This window comes from Amycolatopsis sp. NPDC023774 (genome assembly GCF_040639695.1).
Classification (GTDB): domain Bacteria; phylum Actinomycetota; class Actinomycetes; order Mycobacteriales; family Pseudonocardiaceae; genus Amycolatopsis.
The window spans coordinates 959,092-980,708 of record NZ_JBFAAJ010000001.1 but is presented as its reverse complement, the minus strand read 5'-3'; the positions used below and the strand labels follow the sequence as shown (position 1 = coordinate 980,708).

The window sequence follows — 21,617 nt, the reverse complement described above, 5'->3', positions numbered from 1 at the left end:
TGTTCAGCGCACCGCGGTTCGTCCGTTCGGAGCAGTCTGCGAAATCGTCACCAAAGACTTGGCCGAAACCGCGTAAGGAAAAGCTCGCTGCCCACTTTCATACACGTGAGACGCGCACGCGTCCGCAGTCACGACAGCGGACGCCGCGTGTGAGAGCGTGAGCAGGGCAGGGGACGAGGAAGTGGTGATCGACGCTGAGCACTACCAGCGGATACTCGGTGACGAGCTCCGCAAGCTCCGGCGCAGGCGAGGCTGGACGCGCAAGGAGCTGAACACGCGGCTGCAGAGTGAGATCTCCCTGCAGACGCTGGCGACGTACGAGCTGGGCACGCGGCAGTGTTCCGTGGTGCGCCTGGTCGAGCTGTGCGTCGCGATGGACGAGCTGCCCCAGGACCTGCTGGCCAAGGTGCACCGGCGCGTGTTCGTGGAAGAGCCCGGACGCGTGCGGGTGGACCTGCGGCGAGTGGTGGCCGAGGCCTCGCCCGAACTGCTGCCGCTGCGCCGCTGGGCCGAGGACCGGCTGCGCCGCGGCGATCCGGGAGCCGGCGCGACCACGTTGAGCTCGGGCCCGGCCGAAGTGTCGCTCGACCTGCCCGCACTCGAGCGGATGGCCGAGCTGTGCGACCTGCCGGTCGTCGACCTGATCAGCCACCTGCGCAAACTCGCGCCCGCCTGAACCGCGGGCGGAGCCGACCCGGGCCGTTTAGCCGGCCCAGGCCGGGGGCTTTCGCGTTGTCGAGGGTCGCGAAAGCCCCCGCCACACCTCATCCATGGCCCCGAGCACGCCCACCGCCGTCCGTGGGCTTGATCGGCGCGCCTTCCTGCCCTCTCCCAAGCTACGAAGGGGACTTTCGCGCCTCCTCCCCTGCCGCGAAAGTCCCCTTCGTACCCTTTCGTGGACCGTGCTCGATCAGCCCAGCAGTTCGTAGTCCTCCCGGCGGACCGTGCGGGTGTCGAGCCAGTACCGCCACGTGAAGCCGGGCCAGATCGTGCGGTTCACGCCCTTCGCGTCGAGGTACCAGCTCTTGCAGCCGCCCTGCGTCCAGATCCCCTTCGCGAGTTTGCGCTGCACGTCGGCGTTGAACGCTTCCTGCACCTGGGGGCGCGGGTCGATGGCACGGCCGCTGGCCAGCCGCAACGCCTGCGCGATGTAGGAGATCTGGGACTCGATCATGAACACCACGGAGTTGTGGCCGAGTCCGGTGTTGGGGCCGAGCAGGAAGAACAGGTTGGGGAACCCGTTGACGGTGATGCCGAGGTGCGTGCGCATCCCCTCGGCCGCCCACTCCTTGGCGAGGTTGCGCCCCTCGCGGCCGACGATCTCTAGTGTGTCGAACGCGTCGGTGACGTGGAAGCCGGTGCCGTAGATGATCACGTCGACCTCGTGCTCCACGCCGGCGGCGTCGACGACGCTGTGCTCGCGGACCTCGGCGACACCCTCGGTGACCACGTCGACGTTGTCCCTGGCCAGGGCCGGGTAGTAGTCGTTGGAGATCAGCACGCGCTTGCAGCCCATGGTGTAGTCGGGCGTCAGCTTGGCGCGCAGCGCCGGGTCGGCCACGGCCTGGTCGATGTTGCGTTTCGCGATCCGCTGGCCGAGCCGCATCACCCACGGCTGGCCGTTGAAGCCGATGGCGCGGGCCTCGAGCATCCAGTAGAGGACGTCGCGGTAGGCGCGTTGCGCGAGTGGTACCGCCTTGAACAGGCCACGGGCCCAGCCGGGCATGTCGTGGTCGGCCTTCGGCATCACCCACGGCGGGGTGCGCTGGAAGAGCGTCAGGTTCGCGACCTGCCCGACGATCTGCGGCACGAACTGCACGGCGCTCGCGCCCGTGCCGATCACGGCCACGCGCTTGCCGGTGAGGTCGACGGCGTGGTCCCACTGCGCGGAGTGGAACGCCGGGCCGGCGAAGTCCTCGATGCCCGGCAGGTGCGGGATCTGCGGCCGGTGCAGCGCGCCGACGCCCGCGACCAGGGCCTTGGCGACGAACTCGTCGCCCGACTTCGTGGTGACGTGCCAGCGGTTCTCGTCTGAGTCCCAGCGCGCGCCGGTCATCTCCTGGCCGAAGCGCAGGAAGCGGTGCAGGCCGTACTTCTCCGTGACACCGCGCAGGTAGCTCCAGATCTCGGGCTGCGGTGAGTAGGCGCGCGACCAGCGGGGGTTCTGCTCGAAGGAGAACGAGTACATGTGCGACGGGATGTCGCAGGCGCAGCCGGGATAGGTGTTGTCGCGCCACGTCCCGCCGACATCGTCGGCCTTCTCGAGGATCACGAAGTCTTCGCGGCCGTCCTTGCGCAGCTGGATGGCCATGCCCAGGCCGGAGAACCCGGTCCCGACCACGATCACCCCGGTCTCGGTGCGGTTGCCCATGCGCCCTCCCGTTTAGTGTTACTCGAAGTCCATCCTACTTTGAGTAGGTTACCGGCGGTAGAGTGTTGTCGTGACCACCGCGAAACGCAAGCGAGTCCCCCGGGTCGAGCGCGAACGGCAGATGATCGAGGTCGCCGAACGGGTGTTCACCGAGCGAGGCTACGGAGCGGCGTCGATGGACGAGATCGCCGAGCTCGTGGGCGTGTCGAAGCCGATGCTGTACGAGTACTTCCACTCCAAGGAAGGCCTGCTGCTGGCGTGCATCCGGCAGTCGCGGGCGGCGCTGCGCGAGGCGACCGAGCAGGCGACGGTGGGCGCGGTTTCGCCGGAGGACGCGCTGCGCCGCGGGCTGCTGGCGTTCTTCGTCTTCATCCGCGAGCGCCGGGAGGCCTGGTCACTGCTGCGGCACGAGATGGCACTGATCGGCACGCCTGCGGCCGACGAGATCGAACAGACGCGGCGGCAGCAGACGGACCTGATCGTGGCGGTGATGAGCGAGTACTTCGACGACGAGCTCCGCGCCGAGGCGTCGGCCGAGTTCGTGGTCGGCGCGTGCGAACGGCTCGCGATCTGGTGCGAGCGTTTCCCGGACGTGACTCCCGAGATGGCGACCGACTACGCCATGGACATGCTCTGGAGCGGACTGTCACGACGGGCCGCCGACATGCGCGTGAACCTGCACGCGCACTAGGCCATTCGGTCGTCACTCAGTGCGAATCCGCTCTCGTGTCTTGTGACACAGAGTTTCTTTACGGTATCGAGAACCCTGTAGAAAGACTGATGGACAGTCGCGGGTTGCGCGGGGGCGCAGGAAATCGCGTCATGAGTGTGCGGTGGCCGAGTCTCGGCCAGTGACGCATGCTGATGGCGAGAGGGGTGAGGTAGTGGTGGAGACGATCACAGCGACGTACGCGCACGAAAACGACGACTGGACGATCACCGTCAGCGGCCGTGGCGAGAAACGGACCGCGAAAGCGCCGGGCATCATCGCCGCGCGTGACCGCGCGGACCAGCTGGTCGACGAGCTCGCCCCGGACGGGCGACCCACGGTCGTGCACCTGCTCAACGGGAGCGCCCTGGAGTTCACCAGCTCCTACATGGCCGCGCGGCTCACCCTGCCGGACATCGAGCCGCTGGAAGTCCCGCCTTCGGGGTCTTCGAAGCCGGCCGCCGCGGCGAAGCCTCAGCTGCCGCCGAGCAAGCAGCTGCCGAAGGAAGTCGAGGACCGCAAGGCCGAGGAGACGCCCGCCGTCCGCGCCTCGAAGCCGACAGTCTCACCGCGCGCCTGACACCGCGGTTCCACCGGCCTTGGCCGACGGGCCGGTTGTCGTTTTGTCGATCTTTCGCACCCCGATACGTCTGAGCGGACCCGGCTCCCGGGCCCGCTCAGGCGTGTAGGTGGATCAGCGGAACAGCTTGCGGACCAGCAGCGCCAGGATCAACGCCCCGACGCCGATGAGCGGGTACTTGACCTTGGGGTCGTCCAGCTTCGCGCGGATGCCGTTCTTGGCCTGGTCCGCGAGCTTCTGGGGGTTGGCCTTGGTGCCCAGCTGGTCGAGCGTCACCGCCAGCGCCGTCCTGGCCTGCTCGATCTCACGCTCGATGGTCTCGGGGTCGCGAGCCACGTGCCCTCCTCGCCGCGTCGGACTGTAGGCGCCCACGTTAGAGGACGACACCCCCACGACGACCACTGGCCACGCCGAGCCACCCCGAACGTGGCGCGCGCTACTATTCCCCCGGCTGTCCCGGGGCCGTAGCCCAATTGGCAGAGGCACACGGTTTAGGTCCGTGCCAGTGAGAGTTCGAGTCTCTCCGGCCCCACAACCCCGTAGCATCGGTAGCCCGTTCGAGTCGCTTGGCCGCGTCGTACACGCGCGCGGCATGGAACCACCTCAGCTCTTGATGAACTCCAAGATGTCGGCGTTGAGCTGTTCAGCGTGGGTGACGTACAGGCCGTGCCCGGCAGTGGGATATTCCCGGTAGACGGCATGGGCCACCAGCTTCCGGGTACGACGGCCGGTGACGTCGATGGGTGCGGACTGGTCGGCCACTCCGTGCACGACCAGCGTCGGAATGGTGATGTGACGCAGGTCAGGGCGGAAATCGGTGTGGAAGTTCGAGTGGAACATCGCGGCCGTCGCGAAGGGCGATGGCGACAGGCAGCGCCGGACCTCGTGCTCGATCAGTGCCGGTGAGACGTCGTTGCCCAGATGCGTGGCGAAATAGCCCTGCGCTCGATCGGCGAACCACTTCGGCCGGTCCTTGCGCAACTGTTTGAGCGTCGCCTCGTTGACCGTCTCGGGAATTCCCTCGGGATTGTCCTCGGTCAGTTTGAGGTACGGCAACGTCGCCGCCAGGAACGCGACACGGGAGACCCGCCCCTCACCGTGCCGGGACAGATAGCGTGCGGCCTCGCCACCGCCGGCCGAGTGGGCGACGAGCGTGATGCCGCACAGGTCCAGATGCTCGATCAAAGCGGCCAGATCGTCGGCGGCGGTGTCCGCGTCGTAGCCGGAGGAGGGGCGGTCCGAGCGGCCATGCCCCCGCCGGTCCAGCAGGACACACCGGAATCCCTGCTCGACGAAGAACGGGACCTGGTACTCCCACATTTCGGCGTTCAGCACCCAACTGGAGACGAACACCATCGGCGCGCCCGCACCGTAATCCTCATACGACAAGCGAGTCCCGTCACCGACCTCGAAGAAAGGCATTTTCAGCTCCTCACCATTGTGTTACGGCCAATAGTCACGGAAGCCGAGAGGCCAGTCGATTACCTGGCACGTAACGGCTCCTGCGGGGTCGGTCGAACGGCGGCAGTGGGCCACGGCCGCCCGTGCGGGACTCGGTCGGACGGCCCTCTTCTTGAGGTCGGCCTGGTTTGACTGGGGTGAGCTTGCTCGATGTCGCCGCTGATCCGCAGCGCTGCGGTGGCGGGGCTGGTCGGGAGGCCCGTCGGCGGTGAGCAGCTCGGCGATCCACCAGGAACTCCCATGACCACCAGTCGCGGCCCGCGGTTCGGCTCCATCGGCGAACCCGCCGACGTGCTCGACCTCGACCTCCCGGCTCCCGGCACCGGCCAGGTCATCGTCGACCGCGAGACCGCCCCGGTCGACGCGGCGGATCTCGACTTCGTCCGCGGCCGCTGCGGCCTGCGGCCGGCCCGTCCCTCCGAGGTGGGCAAATCCAATATCGGCCGCAGCTAGGATGGTCGACTCCGCGTGCCAGGAGGCGGCGAGCTGCACGCCGATCGGCAGGCCGTCGGTGGTCGTGCCGAATCGCAGGAACAGGGCCAGGACCCCGGTGAGGTTGAACGGCACCGTCGTCGCCATGACGTGGAAGATGCCGAGGTCTTGCCGTCCAGGGTGAGTTTGGTGGTCCAGAGCTGGTGCGCGGGCACTGTGGTCACCGGAAGTAGCAGTAGAACGACCCCTTCGGCACCCCGGCGGGGGCGAGTACCTCGTTGATGCCGACCGCGGCATACCCCTTCGCCAGGGCACGTCGAGAGGTCTTGCGGACACACCCATCGGGCGTTGCTCGACGGTGCGCCCCCGTGGCGAAAGGTACGTGGTGCAGCACGTTCAGGTCCACAAAGGAGGGACGAGTTCCGCGTCGTGGCCGTAAATCCAGGCATTCGCGGCCAGCGGGTCCTGACCGGACAACGACGCGTCGCGGACTTGCTGGGCCGGCCCGTCGGGCAGGTGGTTGAGGTGGGCACGCTCGTGCGAGACGGTCTGGAGCCGGGCGGTGCGGTCGCGGCGGGCCGACTCGTAGCGGCGCAACGCGCGGGCCGGCTCGGTGGCGTCGGCGGCCAGGCACAGCGCGAGGGCGGCCGCGTCTTCGACCGCCTGCGCGGCGCCTTGGGCGAAGAACGGGAACATCGGGTGCGCGGCGCCGCCGAGCAAAGTCGCGGGGCCGTGGCTCCACTGTGCGAGCGGGGCGCGGTCCAGCAGCGCCCAGCGGCCCGGGGCGCCGGCGGCGGCGATCAGCTCGCGCAGGCGAGGGTCCCAGCCGTCGAACTCGGCGGCGAACTCCGCGTGGGTCGCGGTGGCGCTCCAGGACTCGACGACGTCCGCGCCGGCCGGGGCGAACGCGACGATGTTGATGAGCTTGCCCGCCGAGATCGGGTAGTGGACGAGGTGGTGGCCGGGGCCGAGCCAGAGTGTGTGGGCCTTGCGCAACGCGAACGCGGGCGCGGCGGCGGCCGGCACGAGGGCGCGGAAGGCGCACAGGCCCGAGAACGTCGCGGATGACGGGCCGAGCAGGGCGTTGCGGATCGTCGAGTGCACACCGTCGGCTCCGATCACGACGTCGGCGGTCGTGGCGGCGCCGTCGGCGAACGACAGGACCGCGCCGTCGGCGCCGATCTCGACGCCCACGCACTTCGCGCCGAGCCGGAGCGCGTCCGCCGGCACCGTGGCCTGGACGACGCTCAGCAAGTCGGCGCGGTGCACGGTGTATGTGCGCTCGCCGTAGAGCCGTTCACACGCCTCGGCGAGGTTCTCCGCGGACAGCACGCTCCCGTCCGCCCAGCGCCGGAACTCCCACCCGACGTCGACGGCCACCGCTCGCGCGAGCAGTTCGTCCAGAACACCGAGGCGGCGCAGCAGGCGCACCAGGTTCGGGCCGGCGACGAGCCCCGCCCCGACCTCGCCCAGCTCGGCGGCCTGCTCGTAGACCGTGCACGCGAGCCCGGCCCGCTTGAGGAACGCGGCGGTGGCCAGGCCCCCGATGCCCCCTCCGACGACGGCGATCCGCAGCTCAGGCACCAGCGTTCCTCCTTCGTTTCGGGTGCCGGTGAGCATGACCGCGCACGAGGCCGTCGAGGAACGGCGATGTTCAGCCAATGGACATCGCCGTAGGCTGCGAGCACCATGCCCCGCACGAGCGAACCCGGCCGCAGCGTCGGCTCGCGGCTGTTGCAGGTGCTGTTCACGTTCACGCCCGAGGACAGCGCCTTGACCCTCGCGGACCTGACCCGCCGCACCGGGCTCCCCCATGCGACGGTCCGGCGGCTCGTCCACAAGCTCCTCAACGCCGGCGCCCTCGACCGCACCCCGGGCGGCCGGTTCACCGTCGGCCTGTGGCAGCTGGGCACGCTGGCGCCGCTGTCGGTGCCGCTGCGCACGGTCGCGCTGCCGTTCCTGGAGGACCTGCACGCCGCGCTCCACCAGCACGTGCAGCTCGCCGTCCTCGAGGGGCACGAGGCCGTGGTGATCGAGCGCTTCTCCGCGCGCGACGCCGTCGACCTGGCCTCCCACGTCGGCGGGCGGTTGCCGCTGCACAGCTCGGCCGTCGGCAAGGTGCTGCTCGCGCACGCCGGCCGAACCCTGATCGAGGCTTACCTCGCGGCCGGGCCGGCGCGGTTCACCGCGCGGACCGTGACCGACCCGGCGAACCTGCGGGCCGAGCTGTCGGCGTGCCGGCGGTCCGGCACCGCCACCGTGCGCGGCGAGATGACCGGAGGCGCGGACTCGGTGGGCGCCCGCATCACCGACGGCCACGGCCGGGTCGTCGCGGCACTGTCGGTCGTCGTGCGCACGGGCTCGCTCGACCTGGCCACGGTCGTCGCTCCGGTGCTGGCCGGCGCGTTCGGCATCTCGCGCCGCCTGGGCTGGCGGCCCGGGCGGGGCGCCGCCTGACCACACCGGCCGGCCCTTCGAGACACCGGTGCGCGACCCGGTACCGTGCCGTACCGATGACCGCCAACCTCGCCCGTCCGGTGCTGTCCGGCAGCCGTGCCGCCGTGCGTGAGAACTGGGTCGGCCGGCAGGTGCGGTTGCGCGAGATCCGCCCCGACGACCGGCGGGCCCTCGTCGGGTTCGATCGCGACGGCGGCGGTGGTGGTTACCGGCACTGGGCGACGCACCGCGCGGAGGTGGCCGGATCCGGCGGGGATCGCCACCTGGCGATCGAGACGCTGCACGGCCGCACGCTCGTCGGGTCGATCTGGGTCCGGACGGACCCCGCGGCGAGCCGGTTCAGCTATGGCGTCGGGATCGGCGCGCAGCACCGGCGGTGCGGGTACGCCGAAGACGCCGTCACGACCCTGCTCGCCGCGATGTTCGGCCCGGCCGGCTACCGCAAGTGCGAGGTCAGTGTGCACGGCCGCAACTTCGCCTCGCTCGCCTTGCACGCCAGGCTCGGGTTCCGCGAAGAGGGCCGGGTGCGCGACACGGAGGCGCTCCACGGACAGATCACGTACCCGGTGCTGATGGGCCTCAGCGCCGCCACGTTCGCCGCCCGGCGCACGGACATCGCCGACGGTCCTTGGACGGGCCGGCACTGGCGAACCCGGCGACGGGGTCGCCACTGGCGGACTCGTGTGCGGTACTGAGCCGGACCCGGCAGCCGACCGCGCCCGCCGGAAACTCACCTCAGGCCGAGTGATCGCGGCTCCTCAGAACCACGAGTGAACCCCTCCCCTCGTTCGGCGAGGACGACGCGCCCGGCCCAGCCGCCGTCGGGCGGTGGCCGGGCCGGCAACCCCGTCAGCGGCCGCCCGCGTCCACGAGGTAGATCTGTTGCGTGGTGTCGCGTTGGCCCCGAACAGCGTTTCGGTCCGTGACGAAAGCCACGAGACCGGCGGACACCGCGGGGTAGGTCGCGTTGCCCGCTTTCGTGAGCTGGACCGGCGCCGTCCAGCCGGCCGGCGTGCGGTGCGACGTGAAGACCTTCCAGCGCCAGTCTGTGGCGCGGGAGTCGTACCAGACGGCGCGGACGGTGCCGTCCGGGTCGTTGCTCAGGCGGGGCCGCTGGCTCATCGCGGCCGGCTCGAGGGCAAACGGCGTGGCCGCCGACCACGTCCGGCCGTCGGCGGAGCGGGCCGAGCGCAAGGAAAGGTTCGCGCCCGAGCTCTGCAAAGCGCCGCTGTCCCAGGCGACGACGAAGGCGCCCGAGTGGTCGACGGCCGCGCTCGGATGGCGGTCGGCGCGGTCGGTGGCGGCGCTGACCTGAGCCGAAGCGCCCCAGCCGCCACGGGTGCCCACCCGGGTGGTGGCGAGGATCTGCCAGTTGTCCGGGTCCGTGCCACCGGTCGCGGCCTGGCCAGCGGGCGGGGTGTGGCCCGTCCACAGTGGATCCGGGTCGTACCGGTCGTCCTGCCACGCCACGAGAACGCGGTCGCCGTGGCCCACCGCAACGGTCGGGAACACCGAGGCCGGGTAACGCGGCGAGCGCGCGTCGACCGCGCGGTTGCCGGCGCTGACCGTCTTGCCCGCGGCCGACAGGTTGACCGGCTTCCGGTCGACGCCGACCACCTGGGCGTAGACGTCGAACGCGCCGCCGGTGTTGTCAGCCCAGGTGACGACGGGCTGCCCGCCGGAAAGCAGCGCGATCGCCGGGTGCACGGCGCGGCCGGTGCCGGCGTCGAGCCGTTGCGCGGGGCCGAAGAGCAGGCCGCCGGTGCTGCTGTGGCGCAGGTAGATCGCCGGGCGGTGCGGCTGCTCGTGGCCGCGCTCGTCCTGCCAGACCACCCACACGTCGCGCCCGGAAGCGGCGACGCGCGGCGCCGTGGCTGTGCCCGAACCGCTGGAGAGCTCGACCTCGAAGAGACCGAAGCCGCGGCGGTCCACGCGCTTGTAGACGATCCGGCTGCGGCCGCCGGAGTGCCGCTGCGCGACCACGTGCACGTCGTTGCCGGTGACCGCGACGTCGGCGAACCCCGTGAACTCACCGGTCCCGCCGAGCACCGCCGTCGCGCCGTCATGCCCGGATTGCATGGCGGGCAACGGGATCTCCGGCGTGGGCGTGGCCACGCGGCCGACGAAGACGAACACCGGCGAAGTCGCCGCGCGCAGTTGGTCGGGCAGCGTCGGGTCGGCGTCGGCGCCGGACGCGCTGCCTGGCGAGCGCACCTCGGCGCGGAACCACACGTGGTCGCCGGACAGGCTCAACGGCAGAGTGCGGGTGTCGTCGTTCCCCCGCACGGTGGTGTCCAGCAGGGCCTTGGCGGAGCGGCCCGGCGTGCCGTACACGAGCAGGCGCGTCCCGGCGCCCTGGCGGACCCGCACGCGCAGCGAAGCGTGCCGCGGCAGCTTGCGCGAACCGACCACCGTCTCATCGCCGCCGATAGCCTCGAACCGGCCGTCTCCGTCGAGGTCGGCCTCGATCGTCACGAACGGTCCCGACACGCCGGAGGACACGGTCGTCCGGCCGGCCTTCAGCGCGTCGAGGATCGAGCGGACGCTGCGGTCGCCGGCGAACACGCGCGTGGCCGGCTGGCCGGGGCCCGCGATGTCCCACAGCTCGCGGAAGTGGCAGTCGCTCGCGGCCGTGACGCCCGTGACGTAGCCGCGGTTCCAGCGCGTCTCGGCGAAGTCGATCTGCGCGTCGGGGTTTGTCGAGACGTTGAGCACCTCGATGTTGTGGATGCCCTGCACGCTGGCGTTGTCGTTGGGCCCGCCGGCAGCGCTGTACTCACCGTCGTCGGGATGCGCGATGTGCCACACCGCGTCCTGCGACCGAGCGTCCCAAATAGACTGCTGCACGTGCCGGAACGCCGCCGAACCGGGCGGATTCGCGCCGTCCACGACGTTGTCCACGGCGCCGAGCACGATCGCGTGCGGCGAGCCGTTGGCCTCTTCGCCGGGGATCAGCAGCAGCCGGTCCGACGTCCACTGTGGATCCCAGTGCTGGTCGTACGTGCGGTGGTCGGTCAGCGGCAGGAAGTCCAGCCCGGTCTTCTCAGCCTGGCCGATCTGGTCGCCGACGGGCAGGTTGCCCGGCAGCGCCTGCTTCGACGTCTGGCGCGGCAGGCTGCCGTCGGCCGAGTGGTCGTCGTGCACGTGCGTGTCGCCGACGAGCCACTGGCCCTGGGGTTCGCCACCGCCGAAGGGAAACCCGCCGAACGGGAGCCCCTGGGCCGCGGCGGCGGCCGGCGTGGCCACGAGGCCGGACGCCGCGACCGCGCCGCCCGTCACGATGAACTGTCTTCGAGTGAGGCCCATCTCTGTCCTTCTTCCGGGCACCGGCACCGGTCGGGTGCCGGTGGAACTCAGGGGAGGGAAATCCCGTGCACGACGCCGTTCTGGTCGCCGGCCACGAGCGTCCGGCCGTCGATCACCGGCCGGCCGAAGGTGTAGACGAGGCTCTGCTGCAGCCAGCCCAGCCGGGCGCCGTCGGCGAGCCGCACGCCGATCACCTTGCCGTCGACGGTCAGCACCCACGCCGTGCCGTCGCTGATCGCGACACCGGCGTTGAACACGCGCAGCGTGAGGTTCGTCGTCCACAACGGTTTCCCCGTGGCGAGGTCCACGAGGGTCAGCACACCCCACTCGGTGGTCAGCAGCACACTGGTGCCGACGATCAGCGGGGGCGCGTACATCGCACTGCCGGCCACCGTCCAGCGCAGCGCACCCGTGGCCCGGTCCAGCGCGATCGCACTCGACACGGTGGCGACGACGACCACGTCACCCCCGAGCGCCACCACAGTGTCCCACCCGCTGTACAGCGCGACGTGGTTCTCGACACCGGACACCATCTGGTACGCCCACAGTTCCTTGCCCGTGCGCGCGTCGTGCGCCCGCGCGTAACCGTCGGCCGCAGAGGTGTACACGCGCTCGCCGTCGCTTGCGGCCTGGCCGGAGGAGAACCCGCGCGCGGGCACGGACCAGCGGCGGCGGCCGTCGGTGCCGACCGCGAACAACGCCTGCCCGGCGGAGAACACGACCTGCTCGTGGCCGTCCACAGTGGAGACCAGCGGCGCGCTGACGACCGGGGCCCCGGCGTCGAACGCCCACACCCGCCGTCCATTCCGGACATCCAGCGCGTACAGGTGGTGGTCGGCCGAGGGAACGAAAGCCAGCGTCCCGTTCACCGCCGGACGCCGGTACACCGGGCCGAGCTGCGTACGCCACTCACGGTGGCCGCCGCGCCGCAACGCGGTCACCTCACCGGCCGACGAGGCAGCGAGCACCAGGCCACTGCGCGCATCCGCGAGGGTCACGCCGCCCTGCACCGAACCCGCAAGCTGCTGCTGCCACCGGTCGGCGGGGTCGCCGGCCACCGCGGGCACCGTGAACAACGCGACCTGCTCCCACCAGCTGCCGTCGGCCGCGTTCACGCGCACCTGAAGGCGCTGCCGTCCCGGCGCCAGCGCCGAGACGTCGACGCTGCCGGTCCAGCGGTCACCCGCACCCGCGAGCGGCAACCACGCCCCGGGGCTCGTGCCGCCGAACACAGCCTGCGGGTACGGCTGCACGCCGACCTGCTGCGAGGCCGACGCGCGCACCTCGACCGGAAGCGAGCCGCCGGAAACCTTGCCCACGTGGACGTATCGCGGCCGCTGCTCGCGACCCTGCCCGCCGCCGGTCAGCGGCACAGTCGCGAACGGCGCCTCGGTGTCGGTCCCGTCCGCGGCGACGGTGACTCGCCGCACGTCGAGCACGGCGGTGCCGTCGGCGGCCGTCGTTTTCTCGGCCCAGTAGTAGATCGGGCCATTGCGCACGGCGTTCAGCGTCACCTGCGTGAGCCCGTTGAACCGGGTGACGTCCTCGCGATGCACGTGGCCCACGATGACACCGCGCAGGTTGTGCTCCGCCAGCACGTCGAGCACCGCCGGCTGGTCGTCGACGTAGTAGAACTGGTTGCCGAACGGGAAGTGCTGGAACAGCACCACCGGAGTGTCCCGGTGCACGCGGCGCAGGTCGCGCTCGAGCCAGTCGAGCCCGGCGGGCCCGTAGTGCCCGGGCTCCTGCAGCACCTGCGTCGGGTCGAAGCCGACGAAGTGGACACCGCCGGCCTCGAACGAGTACGGCGTCGGGCCGAAGTGGCTGTGGAACTCCTCCTTGGCCGACGGGTCCCACCGCGTCTCGTGGTTGCCCGGCGAGTAGTGGATCTTCCCCCGCAACGAGGCGGGCAGCACCTTGCCGTACTGCTCGTACTCGTCGGGCAAGCCGGTGTCGGTGATGTCGCCGCAGTGCAGCACGAGGTCCGGGTCGCGGCGCGCGATCGAGGCGTACACCTGCGTGAGCCACGTGGTCGACTGCGGGCTCGTGGTGTTCACGTGCGTGTCGGACACGGCGGCGAACTTCAGGCGATGCCCCGGCTGATCCGGCCGCCCGGGCGTGGCGCCCGCCGGCGCGGCGCCGAGCAGCGTGGCCAGCGCCGGTGCCGCCACCGCCCCAGCGGCAAGCCCGAAGAACGCCCTTCGGTGCAGTCCGTCGTGGCGGCAGGGCTCGTCGACCATCGGGTTCCTCCATTCGTGAAGCTGAACCTGCCAACCTTCACCCGTTTGGGTAACGCCGAACTGACGCACCGCCGTGGTGCGGCTGAACGCCGGACCAAGCTCTGCCGGCCTCGTCTGCGTTACGTGAGCCTGATCGCGTTTTTGGCGCGATCCACCGACTCCTCGGCCGCCGGCCCGCCGGGGTTCTTCGTCGCCAGCGCCTGGTTCGCGGCGACGAACGGGCGCAGCCGCGTTTCGTAGGCGGCGAACGCGGCCGTGTGGTCGTCGTGGCGCGCGAGCTCGTCGGCGAGCACGTAGGCGCCGACGAGGGCAAGGCTGGTGCCCTGACCCGAGAGCGGCGACGCGCAGTAGCCCGCATCCCCGAGCAGCGTCACACGGCCGGTGCTCCAGGAGTCGAGGTGGATCTGCTGCATCGCGTCGAAGTAGAAGTGGGGCGCAGCGACCATTTCGGACAGCAGGCGCGGCACCTCCCAGCCCGCGCCGGCCAGCTGCTTCGCCACGATCTCCTTCTGCGCCGGGACGTCCCGGTAGTCGTAGGACAGCGGCGCGGACGCGAACCCGAGCGTCACCCGCAGCTCGGCGTTATCGTGCACCGGATACACCGCGCCGCCGGTTTCGCCGTCGCGGAACCACATCTGCCAATTGTCCAGACCGAGCAGGTTGGGCGCCGGGAAGATCGCCAGGTACTGCCCGAGGTGCTGCGCGAACCGCTCCTCCGGGCCGAACGCCAGCCGCCGGACGGCGGAGTGCAGCCCGTCGGCGCCGACGACGAGGTCGAACGTGCGGAAGCCGCCGCGCTCGAACTCCACGCGCACACCGTGTTCGTCCTGCTGCAGAGCGGTGACGGAATCGTCGAAGACGTACTCGACGTCGTGCTCGGTTGCCCGGTACAGCAGGGAAACCAGGTCGTCACGGACCAGCTCCACGTCGGGGCTGTCCAGGCGGCCGCTGCTGTGGGTCTGCTCTTCCGAATGGAACAGCTCCGTGCCGGAACCGTCCACCACGGACATTCCGCGCATCCGCGTCCGCACCGCGCGCACCTGCTCACCGAGCCTCATCCGGTCGACCACGTCGAGCGCAACCCCGCGCACGTCGACCGCCTGGCCGCCCTCCCGCAGGCCGGGTGAGCGCTCGACCACGGTCACGGAGAATCCGGCCCGGCGAAGCCAGTAGGCCAGCGTCGGGCCGCCGATGCCGGCGCCGGAGATGAGGACGTTGCGCATGGTTTCCTCCAGGTGTTCGTCGTATCCTTACGGACCACACACTGGCTTCTGCCAGGTAACCGTGCCAAAACTGACCTAGTACAGATGGTCAGCTGTACTGGTACAGATCGGAGCCGGGGATGGCCGAGCAGCGCTACCTGGAGATCGCTGCGGAGCTGCGCCGCCGGATCACCGAAGGCGAACTCGTACCGGGGGCGAAAGTGCCGTCGACGCGCCGGATCGCGGTCGAGTGGGGCGTCGCGACAGCCACCGCGGCCAAGGCGCTGGCCAGGCTCGGCCAGGAAGGGCTGGTGCGCGCCGAACCGCGGTCCGGCACCGTCGTCGTGGGTCGGAAGACCGAGCCGAAGGCCCGCCCGCGGACGCCGGGCCTGTCGCGCGAGCGGATCGTCCGGACAGCCATCGCGATTGCCGACGAAGAGGGCCTCGCCGCGTTGTCCATGCGGGGAGTGGCGGCGCGCCTCGGCGTCGCGGCGATGGCGCCCTACCGCTACGTCGCCGGGCGCGACGAGCTGGTGCTGCTCATGGCCGACGAGGCCTTCGGCGAGCGCGGTTACCCGGCCCGGCGTTCGGGCGACTGGCGGGCGCGGCTCGAACTCACCGGCCGCACGCTGTGGTCGTTGTACCGGCGGCACCCGTGGCTCGCGCAGCTGTCGCCGATCACGCGTCCGTTGCCGCTGGCCAATCTGGCCACCCACGCGGAGGAGGCGCTCTCGGCGCTCGACGGCTTCGGCCTGTCCGCCACGCAGCTGTGCGACCTGCACGTGCTGTTCTTCAGCTATATCCAGGGCATCGCCATCCACCTCGAACGCGAGCGGCACGCGGCCGGCACGTCCGGGCTGACCGAGGACGAGTGGCTGGCGACGCAGGCGCCGGGCCACACGGCGATCATGGCCGGCGGGCGCCACCCCGTCTTCACGCGGATGCTCACGACGCTGGAAGAGGACGGTTACGACCTGGACCTGGACGAGCTGTTCGAGCTCGGCCTGCGCTCACTGCTCGACGGCGTCGCGCTCCGGTTGCGCTGACGCGATAAAACGCGCCCCTTCTCGGAGTAAGGTGGGGCCGTTTTCGGCCGAGGCGTCGGTCCGCGATCCGGAGCACCACGCAAATGTTGGCCTTCGGCATGTGCCGGGAGGCCTTCTTCAGCGGGAAGACCTCGTACGCCGGCCGGATGAGTCCACCGTTTCCTCGCTGTTGCGGGCCACGCCGCTGCACCAGCCGGAGGGGTTCAGCCGGCAGTCCGCCGGCGGGTGGCCGGCCGGTGACCTGGATCGGGTTCTGGTCTTCAAGCACGATCACCTGGTGTGGGGCGGATGCCGGTCGACCGTGCCGAGGATCGCCGAGGCGCCGCCCATCTTCTTCAGCGACTCCGACGCTGCCTTCGTCGCTGTCGATGTACTCGTCCGCGCCGAGCTTGCGGGCCCAGCTCTTCCTTGCCGCGACCGCGGTTGATCGCGACGGTGCGGAAGCCCACCTTTTCGGCGAACCAGGCGGCCAGGTGGCCGACGCCGCCCACGCCCTGCACGGCGACGAGATCGCCGGGGCCGGCCTTGGCGTGGCGCAACGCATTGACGGCGGTGATGCCGGCACACATGCGCGGTGAGGCCTCGGCAAACGTCAGGCCTTCGGGGGATCCCGAAGCCGGTGTGAGTTGGCCGGCGAAGGTGCGCGCCGCCGGCGTGACGATCGCGGTGGCCGGTCTCGTCGTGCTCGCGGGCGGTCCTTTTTGGACTGTCGTGCAGGGCCCGAGGTCGACCCCTTCCGTTCGGTTCTCGTCCAGCGTGGGGAAGTGTTCCGGGTGCCTGGCGGGCCGCGCCGAGAGGCCTTCCGGCCGCGAACGGGTCGTGATCGCGCTGGATTGCCGTGAGCAACCTCTATGCTGTGCGTGTCCGGTTGATGACGGAGGGAGATCGGGCGTGGTTCATTCACCGACGCCGCAGGGGCGCGTGCTGGCTTTCGTGCTCGCGGGTGTTGCCGGGGTGTGCGAAGTGCTGCTGTTGTGGAGTGAGGTCGAGGAGCTGAGCCGGCACTTCAATCTGGATCCCGGCCCGTACTTCCACCTGGTGATCGCTTTGCTCGGCCTCGGCGTGCTCGTCGGCGCAGTGCTGCTGGCCGCGCGGCGACCTCGGGTGGCGCGGGTGTTGATGCTGGGCGCAGTTGTGCAGGTGGTGCTGGCGGTGCCCGGATCGATGCGCATCTTGGGGATTCGGCGGTCGAGTGGTTTCGAGGACGTGTTCCTGCCGGCCGGCTTGGCGGCGATGATCGCGGTGCTGCTGCTGGTGCCCGCGGTGGCGGTGACTTTGCCGGAGGCGTCGCCGCGTTTCGCCGTCGGTCCGGGTTGGCAGCCGGGGTACGGCGGGCCGGCCCGTTGGCAGGGCGCCGGGATGCCTGTGTCTGTTCCTGGCCAAGTTTGGCAAGGGATTCCGGGGCAAGCGATGCCCGGACCGGTTCCCGGACAGCAGTGGTCGGGTGCCGGTGGAACTGGGCAAGCGTGGCCGAGCGGCACGATGCCGGGACAGGTGACGCCAGGGTCCGTTGTTGGGCAGCAATGGCCGGGCGCCGGCAAGGTCGGCCAAGGCTGGCCGGGCGGCACGGCACCGGGGTGGCAGGGGGTGCCTCCATCGGGCCAGGTGTGGTCCGGTGCCGTTCCGCCGCCGCAGGGGCAGCCCGCACAGGCGTGGCAGGGCTACGGTCCGCCGGCGCAACGCCCTGTACCCGGGCAGCCGTGGCCGGGCTCCGCTGAAGCCGACCAGCCAACGCAGGGTTCCGCCTCGCCGAACGCGCACGGAACCTAACTGCCGGAACAACCGCCGCAAGAAACCCGCGCCGCAGGCGGCAGGCGCAAGACGCGGTGCCGCTCGGACAAGCGTGGCAAGGTCGCGCTCTGCCCGGACCGGAGCGGGCCGGTCGGTGCCACCGGGACCGCCGATGCCGGATTCCACCGGGCCGGGGGTACCGCAGCAGCAGTACCCGCCGGCAGGGCCGTCTCCGACGGTGGCCCACTGAGCGATATCAGGCCGGGGCCGGGAAAACCGGGGTTCGCCGGGCGACCTGAGGCCTCAAGGTTCGAGGCATGGGTCAGGTGCTGCCGGTCGAGTTCAGTGACGGCGAGGTGCGGGAGATCGAACGGCAGGCGGCCGCCGAGGGGCGGAGCCTGCAGGAGTACGTGCGGGAGACGCTGATGGCCGCCGTGACTTCGCGTGCCCAGCAGCGCGCGACGGTGCTCGACCACGTGCTGGAAGCGAGCGCCGGCCTCAACGAGCGGCTGGCGCGATGACCGAGTACCTGACGATCCACGACCTGATGGTCGTCGCGCGCCGGGTGGTGCGGGGCGAGCTCGCGGTGCGCGACACGGGCATCCTCGCGGCAGCCGCGGCGCGCCCGCGCACGTCGGTCTTCGGCGAGGACGCCTACCCCGGCGTGTGGGAGAAGGCGGCCGCCCTCATGGAGTCACTCGGCCGCGGCCACCCCCTCATCGACGGCAACAAACGCCTCACCTGGACCGCAACCTGGTTCTTCCTCGGCCTCAACGACAAGCCCCTGCGCACGCCCCTCGACGAGGACGCCGCCGAACCCTTCGTCCACGACGTCGTCCAGGGCCGCCTCGACCTGCCCCGCATCGCGGCGCGCCTGGCCGACTTCGCCTAGCCGCTCGGCCCGAACGGCTGACGCGGAACTCCCAGCACCAGCGCGGGCAAGACCAAGTCCTGCCGCGAAGCCCAGGCGGATCGGCACCGCCTTCCCCGGCAGGAGTCCGGCTTCGCCCCGCGATGCCGGACTCCTGCCGGGCGGCGGCACGAAAGAGCCGACGGCTGGGTGGGGACCGAATCCAGCCGGCCGAACCGAACCCCGCCGTGGCTCCGGCGACGTCTCAGCTCGAGACCGCCTCCCATTGTGCGGTTTGCGCGTCGACCAGAGCCGTCAAGTCGCCCGACGTCAGCGAGAAGTCGTCGACGTGGAGGCCCAGACGTGGAGGCCCAGGCCGCCGCTGCTCGGAGGGCCCACCAAGGAGTCGCCGCCGGAGAGCTGGAACCACGAGGCGGTGCCCCCGGGGACCGTGCGGAACTCACCCGCGCCGCTGAACCCGCCTGGGTAACGGGCGAAGCCGGTCGGGAACACCGGCAGCGAGGTGGCGAGCACGACGGCGGTGAGGTGGCCGTTGGGGAAAATCGCGTTGCCCTGCACCAAAGTCCGGGTGTCGAGCGGGGTCGTCGCGTCGGGGGCAGCGCCAGCCAGCAGAGGCGGCCGGGTTGGTGGAGAGGGTGCGATGGCCGGGCGTCAAAGACGAGGCCGAAAGTGGAGCCGGGCGGTGGGACCGTTCCGGCCGGTTGCCTGTACGACGAATAACCGGCCGACCGGCACGGGCACCGCGGCCGAAGCGCGAGCGCACACGGGCAGGTACTGGAAAGCCGCTTCCGGTTCGGAGCCGCTGCCGGCCGGACGGTCGAGGGGAGCCTGGACGTTGCCACCCAGAAGCAACGCGCTCACCAGGGAGGGCCGCACGTCGGGGTGGCCGTCCACGCGGCCGCGCAGGAGGCTCGCGGCGTCGGCGGCGCCCTGCGAGTGGCCGATCACGACCACCCCGCGGCGACGGTGCGTGACCGGGTCGATGTTGTCGTCGCGCCAGTACGTTTGCCACGCTTGCTCGACGTCTTCGAGGCCCAGCGCGTAGTCGGGCGCCGCGCCGGTGAGCACGCCGACGATGTGCGCGGCCAGCGGCGCCTGCCGGTACGCGGGCACGAACACGCGGCAGTGGCTGAGCAACGGACCGACCTGGGCGTAGGCCACGGCGGCCGCAGCGTCGTCCGGGCCGAGCGGCAGCGAGCCGATCCGCAGCACCGGATTCGAGAGCAAGTCGACGGTCGGGTAACCAAAGAAGCAGTCCCAGCAGGCGCCGCCGACGGCTCGAACGGTTCCACCACACTTGCGTCCGACTCCACCCAAGTGGTGTCAAACGTCACCCGGCCAGGCGATGCGGGGTGGCCGACCGTGAAGCTGTCACCGGGCGTCGCGATCTGCGGGTCACCCGCCAGGTTCTGGTTGCACGGGTTCGCGGCCATGGCGGGCAGGCACGCCCACAGCGCGTGGCCCAGGGGCGCCGTACCCGATGGGGGCACGGCGTCGGCCGGGACGGCGGCCGCGAGGCCCGAACACGGTCGGGAGAGCCGGCAGAGCACGCTTTTCCGCACGCTCGACGCTCCTTCACCGGGAGGGCGAGTCCCCACGTAGGCTGGCGGGAGCGAAGCCGATCCGGGAGGTGACTCGTGCCGTCACGCAATCCGCTGCGCCTGCTGCGCAAGTGGACGGACTGGTTCGAGAACCGCGGCGTGTACATCCCGGGCGAGGAGAGCCGCGCGGTCGACCCGGTGCGTGACTTCGGGTGGGTGATGGTCGCGTGGGGCGCCGGCGTGGCGATCTTCATCCTCTTGTTCGCCTTCGCCGTTTAAGTGGCACATCGGTGACGACTGTCACCCGGAGTGCCCTTTCGGTCACGGATCGGCCACGGCTGTACACCAGGTCCGCGTCTTCGTGCGCGCGCACGTGCACATGCAGGGACAGTGGAGCGGGTCGACTTCGGTCACTACGCCGAACGGCCCGAGCCCCCGCCCCGACTGGAGTAAACCGAGATGGCGCCCGCGCGCACCCCCAAGCTGTTGCTTTCCGCCTGTTTGCTGATGGCGGTGGCGGCCTGCGGGGTCGACGCGCAGGAAGGTACGGCGGCGCTCGGCGGTGGCGGCGCCCCCGCGCAGGCGGCGGCCGCTCAGACACCGCGTGACCTGCAGTTCGGCGCGGAACACCGGTTCGCCAGCGGCATCACGATCTCGGTTTCCGCCCCGCAGTCGTTCCAGCCCACTCCCGCGGCGTACCCGCGCAGCTCGCGAGCTGCGTCGTTCGGCATCGAGATCACCAACAACGGCGCCGATTCCTACCGGCTTTCCGGCCTCACCGTGGTCGCGATGATCAACGGCCGCCCGACCAAACAGGTCGTCGACGCCACGCAGGGCCTCGGCGGCATCACCGACGCGGGCAAAGACCTGCAGCAGGGCCGCTCGGCGCAGCTGACGCTCGCGTTCGCCGTGCCCGACCGCCCCACGCAGCTCACGGTGCAGCTGCGACCCAGCGCGAGCGAGCCCGCCGTGGCCACGTACTGCGGAGCCGTCTGAGTTACTAATCCGGCCAAAAGCAGGCCGACCCCCGCGCGGCACTTCCGTTGCTACGAAGCCATTCGGCCGTGACTGTGGTCGGATTGGTAACGATCGGCACAGTACGCTGCGTTCATGACCGAGCAGCGACTCTCCCCCGGCGACGCCGCCCCCGACTTCACCCTGCCCGACAGCACGGGCAAGAGCGTCTCCCTCAGCGACTTCCGCGGCCAGGCCGTCGTCGTGTACTTCTACCCGGCCGCCGGCACCCCCGGCTGCACCAAGCAGGCCTGCGACTTCCGCGACAGCCTCGCCCAGCTCAACGACGCCGGCTACCAGGTCCTCGGCATCTCCCCGGACAAGCCGGCGAAGCTCGCGAAGTTCGTCGAGAATGAGCAGCTGACCTTCCCCCTGCTCTCCGACGAGGACAAGCACGTCCTCACCGCGTGGGGCGCCTTCGGCGAGAAGAAGAACTACGGCCGCGTCTACCAGGGCGTCATCCGCTCGACCTTCATCGTCGACGCGGACGGCAAGATCGCGCACGCCTTCTACAACGTCCGCGCGACCGGTCACGTCGCGAAGCTCATCCGCGACCTCGGCATCGCCGCCTGACACTCGCCCGCCTCGGGCGCGGTCCCGGGGCAGGACCTCAGCTTCACGACTGGCCGAGCTCAACGCGACGCCCGCCCTTCGCG

Annotated in this window: 23 protein-coding genes, 1 tRNA gene and 1 pseudogene; 15 read left to right on the top strand and 10 right to left on the bottom strand. The window is 70.9% G+C overall.

The features are described from left to right. The first annotated feature begins 181 nt into the window (after nt 1-181). Entirely contained in the window at nt 182-676 is a 495-nt protein-coding gene (locus tag AB0F91_RS04985; RefSeq protein ID WP_360595165.1) for a helix-turn-helix transcriptional regulator, read from the top strand. A 234-nt stretch (nt 677-910) separates the two neighbouring features. Here the strand turns inward: AB0F91_RS04985 and AB0F91_RS04980 are convergent, their stop codons facing one another. Next, nucleotides 911-2,371 (bottom strand): NAD(P)/FAD-dependent oxidoreductase, encoded by a 1,461-nt coding sequence (locus AB0F91_RS04980; protein ID WP_360594801.1) that lies wholly within the window; start codon nt 2,369-2,371, stop codon nt 911-913. A gap of 70 nt (nt 2,372-2,441) precedes the next feature. Here AB0F91_RS04980 and AB0F91_RS04975 point away from each other — a divergent pair, with 70 nt between their 5' ends. Beyond that, nucleotides 2,442-3,062, top strand: a complete 621-nt coding sequence (locus AB0F91_RS04975; protein WP_360594799.1) for a TetR/AcrR family transcriptional regulator — start codon at nt 2,442-2,444, stop codon at nt 3,060-3,062. Nucleotides 3,063-3,255: 193 nt separating this feature from the next. Beyond that, the gene (locus tag AB0F91_RS04970; protein ID WP_360594797.1) at nt 3,256-3,660 is read left to right on the top strand and encodes a hypothetical protein; all 405 of its coding nucleotides are present in this window, start codon (nt 3,256-3,258) and stop codon (nt 3,658-3,660) included. 114 nt (nt 3,661-3,774) lie between these two features. Here AB0F91_RS04970 and AB0F91_RS04965 read toward each other — a convergent pair whose 3' ends face one another. Then, nucleotides 3,775-3,996, bottom strand: coding sequence for a DUF3618 domain-containing protein (locus tag AB0F91_RS04965; RefSeq protein WP_360594796.1), 222 nt, complete (start codon nt 3,994-3,996; stop codon nt 3,775-3,777). A gap of 122 nt (nt 3,997-4,118) precedes the next feature. Here AB0F91_RS04965 and AB0F91_RS04960 point away from each other — a divergent pair. After that, nucleotides 4,119-4,192: transfer RNA gene (locus AB0F91_RS04960), tRNA-Leu, on the top strand. A gap of 71 nt (nt 4,193-4,263) precedes the next feature. Here AB0F91_RS04960 and AB0F91_RS04955 read toward each other — a convergent pair. Further along, entirely contained in the window at nt 4,264-5,082 is an 819-nt protein-coding gene (locus AB0F91_RS04955) for an alpha/beta hydrolase (RefSeq protein ID WP_360594794.1), read from the bottom strand. Between the two features lie 279 nt (nt 5,083-5,361). On the opposite strand from AB0F91_RS04955, the gene AB0F91_RS04950 reads away from it, so the two are divergent. Next, on the top strand, nt 5,362-5,574 hold the full coding sequence (locus AB0F91_RS04950) for a hypothetical protein (RefSeq protein ID WP_360595188.1): 213 nt from the start codon (nt 5,362-5,364) through the stop codon (nt 5,572-5,574). Nucleotides 5,575-5,583: 9 nt separating this feature from the next. On the opposite strand, the pseudogene AB0F91_RS04945 reads toward AB0F91_RS04950, so the two are convergent. Beyond that, nucleotides 5,584-5,850, bottom strand: a pseudogene (locus AB0F91_RS04945) (amidase family protein); the annotation flags it as partial. 99 nt (nt 5,851-5,949) lie between these two features. After that, nucleotides 5,950-7,137, bottom strand: a complete 1,188-nt coding sequence (locus AB0F91_RS04940) for an FAD-dependent monooxygenase (RefSeq protein WP_360594793.1) — start codon at nt 7,135-7,137, stop codon at nt 5,950-5,952. Between the two features lie 105 nt (nt 7,138-7,242). Between AB0F91_RS04940 and AB0F91_RS04935 the strand changes: the two genes are divergently transcribed. Both AB0F91_RS04935 and AB0F91_RS04930 read left to right on the top strand, forming a co-directional pair. Next, a complete protein-coding gene (locus AB0F91_RS04935; RefSeq protein WP_360594791.1) occupies nt 7,243-8,010 on the top strand; it encodes an IclR family transcriptional regulator in 768 nt (255 codons plus the stop codon). Between the two features lie 131 nt (nt 8,011-8,141). Continuing rightward, nucleotides 8,142-8,705, top strand: coding sequence for a GNAT family protein (locus tag AB0F91_RS04930; RefSeq protein ID WP_360595163.1), 564 nt, complete (start codon nt 8,142-8,144; stop codon nt 8,703-8,705). Nucleotides 8,706-8,859: 154 nt separating this feature from the next. On the opposite strand, the gene AB0F91_RS04925 is transcribed toward AB0F91_RS04930, so the two are convergent. The 3 genes from AB0F91_RS04925 to AB0F91_RS04915 all read right to left on the bottom strand — a co-directional run bounded on the left by AB0F91_RS04925 (nt 8,860) and on the right by AB0F91_RS04915 (nt 14,779). Further along, nucleotides 8,860-11,316, bottom strand: a complete 2,457-nt coding sequence (locus AB0F91_RS04925) for a CehA/McbA family metallohydrolase (protein ID WP_360594789.1) — start codon at nt 11,314-11,316, stop codon at nt 8,860-8,862. Between the two features lie 47 nt (nt 11,317-11,363). Beyond that, nucleotides 11,364-13,556 (bottom strand): PQQ-binding-like beta-propeller repeat protein, encoded by a 2,193-nt coding sequence (locus tag AB0F91_RS04920; RefSeq protein WP_360594787.1) that lies wholly within the window; start codon nt 13,554-13,556, stop codon nt 11,364-11,366. Between the two features lie 119 nt (nt 13,557-13,675). Then, on the bottom strand, nt 13,676-14,779 hold the full coding sequence (locus AB0F91_RS04915) for an FAD-dependent monooxygenase (RefSeq protein ID WP_360594785.1): 1,104 nt from the start codon (nt 14,777-14,779) through the stop codon (nt 13,676-13,678). A gap of 119 nt (nt 14,780-14,898) precedes the next feature. Here AB0F91_RS04915 and AB0F91_RS04910 point away from each other — a divergent pair, with 119 nt between their 5' ends. The 5 genes from AB0F91_RS04910 to AB0F91_RS04890 all read left to right on the top strand — a co-directional run bounded on the left by AB0F91_RS04910 (nt 14,899) and on the right by AB0F91_RS04890 (nt 18,427). Beyond that, the gene (locus AB0F91_RS04910; RefSeq protein WP_360594783.1) at nt 14,899-15,804 is read left to right on the top strand and encodes a TetR/AcrR family transcriptional regulator C-terminal domain-containing protein; all 906 of its coding nucleotides are present in this window, start codon (nt 14,899-14,901) and stop codon (nt 15,802-15,804) included. A 368-nt stretch (nt 15,805-16,172) separates the two neighbouring features. Beyond that, on the top strand, nt 16,173-16,382 hold the full coding sequence (locus AB0F91_RS04905) for a hypothetical protein (protein WP_360594782.1): 210 nt from the start codon (nt 16,173-16,175) through the stop codon (nt 16,380-16,382). A 343-nt stretch (nt 16,383-16,725) separates the two neighbouring features. Further along, on the top strand, nt 16,726-17,574 hold the full coding sequence (locus AB0F91_RS04900; RefSeq protein ID WP_360594780.1) for a hypothetical protein: 849 nt from the start codon (nt 16,726-16,728) through the stop codon (nt 17,572-17,574). Nucleotides 17,575-17,852: 278 nt separating this feature from the next. Then, a complete protein-coding gene (locus tag AB0F91_RS04895; protein ID WP_360594779.1) occupies nt 17,853-18,056 on the top strand; it encodes a hypothetical protein in 204 nt (67 codons plus the stop codon). Beyond that, nucleotides 18,053-18,427 carry a Fic family protein gene (locus tag AB0F91_RS04890; RefSeq protein WP_360594777.1) on the top strand — a complete coding sequence of 125 codons (375 nt, stop codon included), beginning with the start codon at nt 18,053-18,055 and terminating at the stop codon, nt 18,425-18,427. Before AB0F91_RS04895 ends, AB0F91_RS04890 begins: the two co-directional genes overlap by 4 nt. Nucleotides 18,428-18,715: 288 nt before the next feature. On the opposite strand, the gene AB0F91_RS04885 is transcribed toward AB0F91_RS04890, so the two are convergent. Next, a complete protein-coding gene (locus tag AB0F91_RS04885; RefSeq protein WP_360594775.1) occupies nt 18,716-18,964 on the bottom strand; it encodes a hypothetical protein in 249 nt (82 codons plus the stop codon). Between the two features lie 93 nt (nt 18,965-19,057). Next, nucleotides 19,058-19,723 carry a DUF3089 domain-containing protein gene (locus tag AB0F91_RS04880; protein WP_360594774.1) on the bottom strand — a complete coding sequence of 222 codons (666 nt, stop codon included), beginning with the start codon at nt 19,721-19,723 and terminating at the stop codon, nt 19,058-19,060. Nucleotides 19,724-20,043: 320 nt separating this feature from the next. On the opposite strand from AB0F91_RS04880, the gene AB0F91_RS04875 reads away from it, so the two are divergent. The 3 genes from AB0F91_RS04875 (at nt 20,044) to bcp (ending at nt 21,534) form a co-directional block, all read left to right on the top strand. After that, entirely contained in the window at nt 20,044-20,226 is a 183-nt protein-coding gene (locus tag AB0F91_RS04875; protein ID WP_360594772.1) for a hypothetical protein, read from the top strand. A 180-nt stretch (nt 20,227-20,406) separates the two neighbouring features. Then, entirely contained in the window at nt 20,407-20,943 is a 537-nt protein-coding gene (locus AB0F91_RS04870) for a hypothetical protein (RefSeq protein ID WP_360594770.1), read from the top strand. Between the two features lie 114 nt (nt 20,944-21,057). Next, nucleotides 21,058-21,534, top strand: coding sequence for a thioredoxin-dependent thiol peroxidase (gene bcp / locus AB0F91_RS04865; RefSeq protein WP_360594768.1), 477 nt, complete (start codon nt 21,058-21,060; stop codon nt 21,532-21,534). Nucleotides 21,535-21,617: the final 83 nt, after the last annotated feature.

What these genes read in the sequence shown, in the direction of transcription:
- AB0F91_RS04980 (WP_360594801.1), bottom strand. Translation starts at nt 2,371, where the DNA reads ATGGGCAACCGCACCGAGACCGGGGTGATCGTGGTCGGGACCGGGTTC.
- AB0F91_RS04955 (WP_360594794.1), bottom strand. Translation starts at nt 5,082, where the DNA reads ATGCCTTTCTTCGAGGTCGGTGACGGGACTCGCTTGTCGTATGAGGAT.
- AB0F91_RS04950 (WP_360595188.1), top strand. Translation starts at nt 5,362, where the DNA reads ATGACCACCAGTCGCGGCCCGCGGTTCGGCTCCATCGGCGAACCCGCC.
- AB0F91_RS04935 (WP_360594791.1), top strand. Translation starts at nt 7,243, where the DNA reads ATGCCCCGCACGAGCGAACCCGGCCGCAGCGTCGGCTCGCGGCTGTTG.
- AB0F91_RS04925 (WP_360594789.1), bottom strand. Translation starts at nt 11,316, where the DNA reads ATGGGCCTCACTCGAAGACAGTTCATCGTGACGGGCGGCGCGGTCGCG.
- AB0F91_RS04920 (WP_360594787.1), bottom strand. Translation starts at nt 13,556, where the DNA reads ATGGTCGACGAGCCCTGCCGCCACGACGGACTGCACCGAAGGGCGTTC.
- AB0F91_RS04915 (WP_360594785.1), bottom strand. Translation starts at nt 14,779, where the DNA reads ATGCGCAACGTCCTCATCTCCGGCGCCGGCATCGGCGGCCCGACGCTG.
- AB0F91_RS04910 (WP_360594783.1), top strand. Translation starts at nt 14,899, where the DNA reads ATGGCCGAGCAGCGCTACCTGGAGATCGCTGCGGAGCTGCGCCGCCGG.
- AB0F91_RS04905 (WP_360594782.1), top strand. Translation starts at nt 16,173, where the DNA reads ATGTACTCGTCCGCGCCGAGCTTGCGGGCCCAGCTCTTCCTTGCCGCG.
- AB0F91_RS04895 (WP_360594779.1), top strand. Translation starts at nt 17,853, where the DNA reads ATGGGTCAGGTGCTGCCGGTCGAGTTCAGTGACGGCGAGGTGCGGGAG.
- AB0F91_RS04890 (WP_360594777.1), top strand. Translation starts at nt 18,053, where the DNA reads ATGACCGAGTACCTGACGATCCACGACCTGATGGTCGTCGCGCGCCGG.
- AB0F91_RS04870 (WP_360594770.1), top strand. Translation starts at nt 20,407, where the DNA reads ATGGCGCCCGCGCGCACCCCCAAGCTGTTGCTTTCCGCCTGTTTGCTG.
- bcp (WP_360594768.1), top strand. Translation starts at nt 21,058, where the DNA reads ATGACCGAGCAGCGACTCTCCCCCGGCGACGCCGCCCCCGACTTCACC.